The sequence below is a fragment of the Ensifer sp. SSB1 genome (assembly GCF_016652895.1).
Lineage (GTDB): Bacteria > Pseudomonadota > Alphaproteobacteria > Rhizobiales > Rhizobiaceae > Ensifer.
In genome coordinates, this window is sequence record NZ_JAEPRP010000030.1 from 20,751 (window position 1) to 26,883 (window position 6,133).

The 6,133-nt window shown below is 62.2% G+C and carries 5 protein-coding genes and 1 pseudogene; 3 read left to right on the top strand and 3 right to left on the bottom strand.

Annotated features, from left to right (window positions below; genetic code table 11):
* Together I8N66_RS10235 and I8N66_RS10240 are read right to left on the bottom strand one after the other, a co-directional pair.
* A partial coding sequence (locus I8N66_RS10235; protein WP_291153132.1) for an AMP-binding protein occupies positions 1-532 on the bottom strand: 532 nt, incomplete at its 3' end.
* Between the two features lie 189 nt (positions 533-721).
* Complete coding sequence (locus I8N66_RS10240; protein WP_291153134.1) at positions 722-1,381, bottom strand: YggS family pyridoxal phosphate-dependent enzyme; 660 nt, start codon at positions 1,379-1,381, stop codon at positions 722-724.
* 223 nt (positions 1,382-1,604) lie between these two features.
* On the opposite strand from I8N66_RS10240, the gene leuS reads away from it, so the two are divergent.
* Genes leuS through holA form a run of 3 tightly spaced genes read left to right on the top strand, consistent with a single transcriptional unit; the run spans position 1,605 to position 5,798 of the window.
* The gene (leuS, locus tag I8N66_RS10245) at positions 1,605-4,232 is read left to right on the top strand and encodes a leucine--tRNA ligase (protein WP_291153137.1); all 2,628 of its coding nucleotides are present in this window, start codon (positions 1,605-1,607) and stop codon (positions 4,230-4,232) included.
* Positions 4,219-4,752, top strand: a complete 534-nt coding sequence (gene lptE, locus I8N66_RS10250) for an LPS assembly lipoprotein LptE (RefSeq protein ID WP_291153140.1) — start codon at positions 4,219-4,221, stop codon at positions 4,750-4,752. Before leuS ends, lptE begins: the two co-directional genes overlap by 14 nt.
* Positions 4,753-4,763: 11 nt before the next feature.
* Positions 4,764-5,798 (top strand): DNA polymerase III subunit delta, encoded by a 1,035-nt coding sequence (gene holA, locus I8N66_RS10255; protein ID WP_291153143.1) that lies wholly within the window; start codon positions 4,764-4,766, stop codon positions 5,796-5,798.
* Between the two features lie 200 nt (positions 5,799-5,998).
* Here the strand turns inward: holA and I8N66_RS10260 are convergent.
* Positions 5,999-6,133 (bottom strand): annotated as a pseudogene (locus I8N66_RS10260) (chromosome partitioning protein ParB); the annotation flags it as partial.

A 6,133-nucleotide genomic window follows, 5' to 3' on the forward strand; every position in this document is an offset into this window, starting at 1 on the left:
TGTAGGCCACGGTTCGGCCGGGCTCAATGCCGCAGCTTGCCGACACCACGAGCTTTGCCTGGCAATCGTCGATGCGGACCGCCAACTCGTTAGCGGCAAATCCGCCGAAGACCACGGAATGCACGGCTCCGATGCGCGCGGCAGCCAGCATGGCAACCGCTGCCTGCGGGATCATCGGCATATAAATGATGATGCGGTCGCCCTTGCCGACCCCGAGCCCCCGATAGACGGCGGCCAGCGCCTTCACATCGGCAAGCAGTGCCGCATAGGAGATACGTTCCACCCGGCCGGTGACCGGACTGTCATAGATGAAGGCGATCTGCTCGCCGCGCCCCGCCTCGACATGACGGTCGAGACAATTGTAGCAGGTGTTCGTCGAGCCACCGGCATACCAGTGCCCATAGGTGCCGCCTTCGGCATCAAAGGCGCGTTGCGGACGCTCGAACCAGTCGATCGCGTCGGCAGCGCCGGACCAGAAACCTTGCGGATCCGCCTTCCAGGCGGCGTACACTTCGGAATAGCGACTCGCCATTTCCGTTCCTCCCTATGCATGTTGCCGGACATGTCCGGCCTCCTCGTGCACAAGGATAGGCTAATGAGTGGGCAGGGGAACCCCGACGAAAGCGGTATAAGTCGAGATTGAGCAATTCCAGCGAAGTGAAACGGTTTCGCGTCCGCAGCCGCGCAAAACAATGAGAGGAGCGTCCTCAACGCTCCATCGTCAGCGTGCGCCGAAAATGGCGGAACCGACCCGAACGCTGGTGGCGCCGAACAACACGGCCGTCTCGAAATCGCCAGACATCCCCATCGAGAGCTTTTCGAGCTTGCAGGCGGCGGCAAGCTTGGCGAGCAGAGCGAAATGCGGGCCCGGATTTTCCTCGACCGGCGGAATGCACATCAGCCCCTCAATCTGGAGGCCCAGTTCCTGGCGGCAGAGATCGACGAAGGCAACGGTCTCTTCGGGTGGGATGCCGGCCTTTTGTGGCTCGAGCCCGGTGTTGACCTGGACGTAAAGCCTGAGGTTCCGACCTTGCTTCTGCATTTCCGCAGCGAGCGCACGGGCAATCTTGTCGCGGTCGACCGTCTCGATGACATCGAACAGAGCAACCGCCTCGGCCGCCTTGTTCGATTGCAGCGGGCCGATCAGGTGAAGTTCAAGGCCTGCTGTCTCCGCCTTCAGTTCCGGCCACTTGCCCTGAGCTTCCTGCACCCGGTTTTCACCAAAGACCCTCTGGCCTGCCGCGATCACCGGCCGGATGGCATCGGCATCGAAGGTCTTGGAAACCGCAACCAGCGTGACGGCGCGCTCGGCCCGATCGGCAGACTTCTCAGCCGCCTGAATCCGGCTCACGACATCCTGCAACCGCTCTTGAACTTCCATGGACCTGCTCTCCGACACGGGATTTTCAAACCACCCACCCAGGGGCTTAGGCAAAGTTGGTCGACTTGCCAAGGTCGCTGCCACACCGGCAGGCTCAAATCCGCCAAAGTGTCGCGGCAAACCCTTCAAAAACTTGACCGTCAGGCGGTTTCGTGGTGAAGGTCACCCCAAACATCATGAGGCGCCCCTATGCGCCGCAGAACTTCCGGAACATCGAAAAGACATGTCTAGCGAACGATACAATCCGCGTGATGCCGAGCCCCGTTGGCAACAGGAATGGGAAAAGAACGAGGTCTTCCAGACCGAGAACGACGATCCGCGCGAAAAGTACTACGTGCTCGAGATGTTCCCCTATCCCTCGGGCCGCATCCACATGGGCCACGTACGCAACTACACCATGGGTGACGTGGTGGCACGCTACAAGCGCGCCCGTGGCTTCAACGTGCTGCATCCCATGGGCTGGGACGCCTTCGGCATGCCGGCCGAGAACGCCGCCATGGAGCGCGGCGTGCATCCGGCAAGCTGGACCTACCAGAACATCGCCTCGATGAAGGCACAGCTGAAGGTCATGGGCCTGTCGCTCGACTGGAACCGCGAATTCGCGACCTGTGACCCCGCCTACTACCAGCGCCAACAACACCTGTTCCTGGACTTCCTGGAAAAGGGCCTCGTCTATCGCAAGCAGTCCAAGGTCAACTGGGATCCGGTCGACAACACCGTGCTCGCCAACGAGCAGGTAATTGACGGCCGCGGCTGGCGCTCGGGCGCGCTGGTCGAACAACGCGAACTGACGCAATGGTTCTTCCGCATCACCGACTTCAGCCAGGAACTGCTCGACGCCCTCGACACGCTGGATCAGTGGCCCGAGAAGGTGCGCCTGATGCAGAAGAACTGGATCGGGCGCTCGGAAGGTCTGTCGCTGCGTTGGGAACTCGTTGACGGCACCGCGGGCGACGCAACCGAGCTCACCGTCTACACGACCCGACCGGACACGCTCTTCGGTGCCTCTTTCCTGGCGATCGCCGCGGACCATCCGCTGGCCAGGCAAGTAGCGGCCACCAACGCGGAAGTCGACGCATTCTGCGAGGAGTGCCGCCGTGCCGGCACCTCGCTCGCCGCACTGGAAACGGCCGAAAAGAAGGGCATCGATACCGGAATTCGCGCCAAGCACCCGCTCGACCCGAGCTGGGAACTGCCGGTCTATGTCGCCAATTTCGTGCTGATGGACTACGGCACGGGCGCCATCTTCGGCTGCCCTTCCGGCGACCAGCGCGACCTCGACTTCGCCCGCAAGTACGACTTGCCGGTCGTTCCCGTCGTCATGCCGAGGGATGGCGATGCCGCGACCTTCGCCATCGGTGACGAGGCCTATATCGGCGACGGCGTAATGATCAACTCGCGCTTCCTCGACGGCCTGTCGACCGAAGAAGCCTTCGAGACGGTCACTTCGAAGCTCGAAAAGGAAACGCTCGACAGCACGCCGCGTGCCGAGCGCAAGGTGAACTTCCGCCTGCGCGACTGGGGCATCTCGCGCCAGCGCTATTGGGGCTGCCCGATCCCGGTCATCCATTGCGAAGACTGCGGCGTCGTGCCGGTTCCCAAGGCAGACCTCCCGGTCGTGCTGCCGCCCGACGTTACCTTCGACAAGCCGGGCAATCCGCTCGACCGTCATCCGACCTGGCGCCACGTAGCCTGCCCGCATTGCGGCAAGGACGCTCGGCGCGAGACGGACACGATGGATACCTTCGTCGATTCGTCGTGGTATTTCACGCGCTTCACCGCGCCGTGGGAAGACAACCCGACCGACCCCAAGGTCGCCAACCATTGGCTGCCGGTGGATCAGTATATCGGCGGCATCGAGCATGCGATCCTGCACCTGCTCTACTCGCGCTTCTTCACCCGCGCGATGAAGGCGACCGGCCATGTGGCAATCGACGAGCCGTTCAAGGGGCTCTTCACCCAGGGCATGGTCGTGCACGAAACCTATAGCCGCGGCGAAGGCGCCCAGCGCGAATGGGTAACGCCTGCCGAGATCCGCATCGAGGAGATCGATGGGCGCCGCCGCGCCACTCTCCTGGAGACCGGCGAAGAAATCGCCATCGGCTCGATCGAGAAGATGTCGAAGTCGAAGAAGAACGTTGTCGACCCCGACGACATCATCGCTTCCTACGGCGCCGATACGGCGCGCTTCTTCGTTCTCTCCGATTCGCCACCGGACCGTGACGTCATCTGGTCCGAAGCCGGTGTCGAAGGTTCACATCGTTTCGTCCAGCGCGTCTGGCGCCTGCTGAGCGAAGCCGCTGAGAAGCTGCGCGCGATCGAAGCTGCGCCGGCACTTGAAGGCGAGGCGCTCCCGGTTTCACAGGCCGCGCACAAGACGCTGCGCGCGGTTGAGGCGGACTACGACAAGCTCGCCTTCAACAAGGCCGTGGCGCGCATCTATGAGCTCGTGAACACGCTTGCCGCGCCGCTGACCCAGGTTGCCGCCGGCAAGGCGGACGCGGCGCTCGCGGGTGCTGTGAAGGACGCCACGTCGATCCTCATCAACCTGATCGCCCCGATGACGCCACACCTCGCCGAGGAATGCTGGCGCGAGATCGGCGGCGAAGGGCTGATCGCGGAGAGCGGCTGGCCGACTTTCAATCCAGCGCTGGTCGTCGAGAACGAAATCACACTTCCGGTGCAGATCAACGGCAAGAAGCGCGCTGATTTGACAATCGCCCGCGATGCAGATCAGAGTGCGATCGAAAGCGCCGTCCTGGCGCTCGAGGCCGTCAAGTCCGCGCTCAACGGCAGCAGCCCCAAGAAAATCATCGTTGTGCCCCAGAGGATCGTCAATGTCGTTGTCTGATAGAGCTGGCTTCCGCATTCGGTCGATCCCGATGCTGGCAGGTGTTCTTTTGCTGACCGCGCTCGCCGGCTGCCAGGTCAGGCCGCTTTATTCCGATCCCGTCGGCACCTCCACGGCAATGGCAGCGATCGAGATTTCCGACGCTGACGACCGCGTTGAGCAAGAAGTGCGCAACGCCCTGATCTTCCTGGCGGCAGGCGGACAAGGCGAACCGGTGAACCCGCAATATCACCTGGCGCTTGAGGTCACGACCCGCGCCATGGGCGTGCTCTACGATCAGAACAAGGACCGTGTCGATCGCGCCAGCGCCGGTCGCATCGTCGTCAAGGCGGACTATAACCTGACGAAGATCGGTACAGGCGAGACGATCAAGTCCGGCAACCGCACGGCGGTCGCGCTCGTCGATTTCCCCGTTCAGGAATTTGCCAAGGTGCGCGCCGTTCGCGACGGCGAAAACCGCGCCGCGAGGGAACTGGCAGAGCTGATCCGGGCTGATATCGCCGCGGCCCTCAGCCGCTAGTCGGTGTCGGAATGAGCGAAGTCAAGTCGCACGAATTCGACTCCTTCCTCCAGAAGTCTGCCGGTGTCTATCGGTTGTTCATTCTCTACGGGCCCGATCGCGGGCTCGTTTCCGAACGCGCTTCGGCACTTGCCGCGCGTTGCGGCGTGCCGTTGGATGATCCATTTTCCGTCTTGAAACTCGATGTCAGCGAACTGGCGCAATCGCCTGGCCGCTTGCTCGACGAAGTCAATTCCATTGGGCTCTTTGGCGGCGAAAAGCTCATCTGGGTGCGGGGCGCAGCCAACGAGAAATCGCTCGTCGATGCCATGGGCCTTCTGGCTGCCGAACCACCGTCCGGGAGCTACGTGATCGTCGAGGCCGGTGACCTGAAAAAGGGCGCAGCACTCCGCAAGATTGGCGAAACGGCCCGCTCAGTCGCCTGTATCGCCTGCTACAGCGATGACATCCGCGGCCTGCAGGCCCTGATCGACAAGGAGCTTGGCGACGAGAAGCTGGGAATCACGCCGGCCGCCCGTGCGCGTCTGGTAGAGGCGCTCGGCGGCGACCGCCTGGCATCGCGCAACGAACTGCGCAAGCTTGCCCTGTATTGCCGTGGCAAGAGCGCTGTCGATGAGGAAGACGTGCTCGATATCGTCGGCGACGCCAGCGCCATTTCCGTCGACGACGCGGTCGACGCCGTATTGAAGGGCGATCTCGACGGCCTGCTGCACGCCATGCAAAAGATCACCACCTCAAAAACGCCGGCATTTCTAGTGCTGCAAGCCTGCCTGCGACAGTTCCAGCAGCTCGACGTGATGCGCGCCGAAATGGATGCCAGCCGCCAGCAAGCGGGCCAGGTAATTGCCACGCTGGGCCGCGGTCTGCATTTTCGACGCAAGCCGATCGTCGAAGCCGCATTGAAGCAGTGGACGGCACCGGCAATACGCCGTGAACTCAATCGTCTGCAGACGACCATCTTCCAAAGCCGAAACCGCGCCAGCCTCGAAGAAAGCCTGGTTCTGCAGAACCTCATGGCAATCGCCGTGCAGTCCGCACGGCGTTGAAGCGATTGGTTCGAAGGCACGCCATGCCTCTATCTGCCTTCGTCTTTCTAAAACCAAGGCTTTCCTCTAGATCCGGACAGGCATCCTCAAGGGAGTGGCAGACGGGCCTTCGCGCAAAAAGAAAGATAAATCAATAAATAAGACGCGCCTCACGTGCGGGGCGCGCCTGTCCATCGTTCAGAAATGTCGGGGCAATACGCTCAGCGACGCTCGAGCAGACGGCAAATTTCCTCGAGCTGATCGAGCGTCTTGTAGGCGATGCGAAGATGGCCGCCCGATGCCTTGTGATTGACGGTGACTTCAAGACCAAGGCTATCCGACAGGGTTCGCTCAAG